Raw genomic sequence first — 2,696 nt, 5'->3', positions numbered from 1 at the left:
AGCGACCTGCGCAAGCACGCTGCCGGCATCGCTGGCACTACGGGCGGACACCACCACACTCTGCACGGTCTGCTTGTTGGTGCTGGCCACCAGGGCCTGGCGCAGCAGCGACTTGCCGCTGCCCAGCGGGCCGGTGACCACCAGCATCAACTGGCTGTAGCGTGCCAGGTGGTGCAGCTGCCCGAGCACGGGCTTGCGCTGGGCCGGGAAAAACTTGAAGCCGGGCACACGCGGCGCGAACGGATCGTGGCTCAACTGGTAATGGTCGAGAAAGGCCTCATCGGCATGCAAACTGGTCATTGCGCTGTCACAACCTCAAAGCTGGGCCACGATCGCGCGGTAATCCGCCGACAGCGTGGCCTGTAGAATCTCTTTCGGATAGTCGTCGGTCACCACGGCTTCCCCCACCTGGCGCAACAGCACCAGACGCAGACGCCCGTCGAGCACCTTCTTGTCGACCGCCATGTGTTCCATGAAATGCGCCGGTGTCATTTCCTGTGGTGGCACCACCGGCAAACCTGCGTTCTGCAACAGGCGGATACCGCGATCACGTTCGGCCTGGCTGATCCAGCCGAGGCGCATGGACATTTCCAGGGCCATTACCGTGCCGGCCGCCACGGCTTCACCGTGCAGCCAGACGCCGTAGCCCATGTGAGTCTCGATGGCATGCCCGAAGGTATGCCCCAGGTTCAGCGTGGCTCGCACGCCGGCTTCGCGCTCGTCGGCACCGACCACTGCAGCCTTGGCCTCGCAGGAGCGGCGGATGGCTTCGGTCAGGGCTTTCTGGTCGAGGGCGCGCAGGGCCTGCATGTTGTCTTCGAGCCAGGCGAGGAACGACTGGTCGCAGATCAGGCCGTACTTGATCACTTCGGCCAGGCCTGCAGACAACTCGCGCGCCGGCAGGGTCTTGAGGCTGGTGGTGTCGATCAGCACTGCATTGGGCTGATAGAACGCGCCGACCATGTTCTTGCCCAGCGGGTGGTTGATACCGGTCTTGCCGCCCACCGAGGAGTCGACCTGGGACAGCAGGGTGGTCGGCACCTGGATGAAGTCGACGCCGCGCTGGTAGCAGGCCGCGGCGAAGCCGGCCATGTCACCGATCACGCCGCCGCCCAGGGCGACCACGGTGGTGCGCCGGTCATGCCGGGCAGTCAGCAGGCCGTCGAAGATCAGCTGCAGGGTTTCCCAGTTCTTGTGGGCTTCGCCGTCGGGCAATACCACCGGCAGCACCGAGTAGGCACCCAGGGTCTTGCTCAGGCGTTCGAGATACAACGGCGCGACGGTCACATTGGAAACAATCGCCACCTGCCGCCCGGCAATGTGCGGCGCCAGCAACTCGGGCTGGTCCAGCAGGCCTTCGCCAATGTAGATCGGGTAGCTACGCTCGCCCAGGTCGACCTTAAGTGTCTGCATGTATCCCCACAATGTACTTGGGCGCGGGGGCGACCCGCGCGGTAACGTTGAACCTCGCCTCGGCGCTGGTCGCCGAGAATAGTCCCGGCTTAACGGGGCGGCAACTGCTGCAAGCGCTCGAGAATATCGATCACCACCATGCGTGGCGGCCGCTCGTCGGTTTCTACTACCAGGTCGGCGATCTCGCGATAGAGCGGGTCACGGGCTGCCAGCAGGGCACGCAAGGTTGCTTCGGGGTTGGCAGTGCGCAGCAGCGGGCGATTACGGTCGCGCGCGGTACGGCCAACCTGTTGTTCCACCGAGGCATGCAGGTAGATTACCCGGCCACCCTGGCGCAGTGCCTGGCGGTTGGCTTCGCGCATTACCGCGCCGCCACCGGTGGCCAGCACCACGCCGTCAAGTTCGCACAATTCAGCGATCATCGCCTGCTCGCGATCACGGAAACCGGGCTCTCCTTCCTTGTCGAAAATCCACGGGATGTTGGCGCCGCATCGCAGTTCGATTTCCTTGTCGGAATCCTTGAACAGCAGGCGCAGCTCTTTGGCCAAAAGGCGTCCGATGGTGCTTTTACCAGCGCCCATGGGCCCCACAAGTATCAAATTTCGCACAGAATCAACGACTCACAGCAATCGCCTGGTCACTCATGATACGCGGAGTCAGGAAGACCAGCAGCTCGGATTTTTTCTCTTGTAATGCATCGCGTCGAAACAGCCGCCCAACATACGGCAGATCACCGAAAAATGGCACCTTGTCGACCACATTGTTTTGCGAAGTCGAATACACCCCGCCAATAACGATCGTCTCGCCGTCGGCCACACGAACCTTGGCGTTGACCTCGTTCTTGCGGATCGGCGGAACGTTGTTCAAGGCATTGACGTAATCCGGCTCGTCCTTGGTCACCCTCACGGTCATGATCACCTTGTTGTCCGGGGTGATCTGCGGGGTGACCTCCAGCGACAGTGAAGCTTCGCGAAACGTCACCGACGTAGCGCCGCTATGGGTGGTCTCCTGGTACGGCACTTCGGTGCCCTTGATGATCCTGGCCGTTTCCTTGTCGGCCGTGACCACCTTGGGCTGCGAAATGATTTCGCCGTTGCCGCTTTTTTCCATGGCATTGAGCTCAAAGTCGAGCAGCACGCCCCCGCGCAGCAGGCCCAGGCCAATGCTGCTGCCGGCGCGTTCTACTCCGAGGTCGACGAACAGCTCCTTGCCCGGCCGGATATTTTCCCCGTACAACGGCCCGCCCCAGCGCACTCCCAGGCTCTTCTCATAATCGACGCTGG

The 2,696-nt window shown here is 62.6% G+C and carries 2 protein-coding genes and 2 pseudogenes; all 4 read right to left on the bottom strand.

The window, feature by feature from the left end; all coding sequences use genetic code 11:
* Positions 1 to 300 (bottom strand): annotated as a pseudogene (locus HP547_RS19495) (cell division protein); the annotation flags it as partial.
* A 15-nt stretch (positions 301 to 315) separates the two neighbouring features.
* The gene (gene aroB / locus HP547_RS19490) at positions 316 to 1,413 is read right to left on the bottom strand and encodes a 3-dehydroquinate synthase (protein WP_172287117.1); all 1,098 of its coding nucleotides are present in this window, start codon (positions 1,411 to 1,413) and stop codon (positions 316 to 318) included.
* 89 nt (positions 1,414 to 1,502) lie between these two features.
* Entirely contained in the window at positions 1,503 to 2,021 is a 519-nt protein-coding gene (aroK, locus tag HP547_RS19485) for a shikimate kinase AroK (protein ID WP_172228889.1), read from the bottom strand.
* 4 nt (positions 2,022 to 2,025) lie between these two features.
* A pseudogene (locus HP547_RS19480) lies at positions 2,026 to 2,696 on the bottom strand (pilus modification protein PilQ); the annotation flags it as partial.

The sequence above is a fragment of the Pseudomonas sp. CM27 genome, from assembly GCF_013179515.1.
In the GTDB taxonomy this organism is placed as follows: domain Bacteria; phylum Pseudomonadota; class Gammaproteobacteria; order Pseudomonadales; family Pseudomonadaceae; genus Aquipseudomonas.
This window is presented reverse-complemented; position numbering and strand designations above follow the sequence as displayed.

Bases quoted from the DNA above. Each gene is read 5' to 3' on its own strand.
- aroB (WP_172287117.1), bottom strand. From the start codon at position 1,413: ATGCAGACACTTAAGGTCGACCTGGGCGAGCGTAGCTACCCGATCTAC.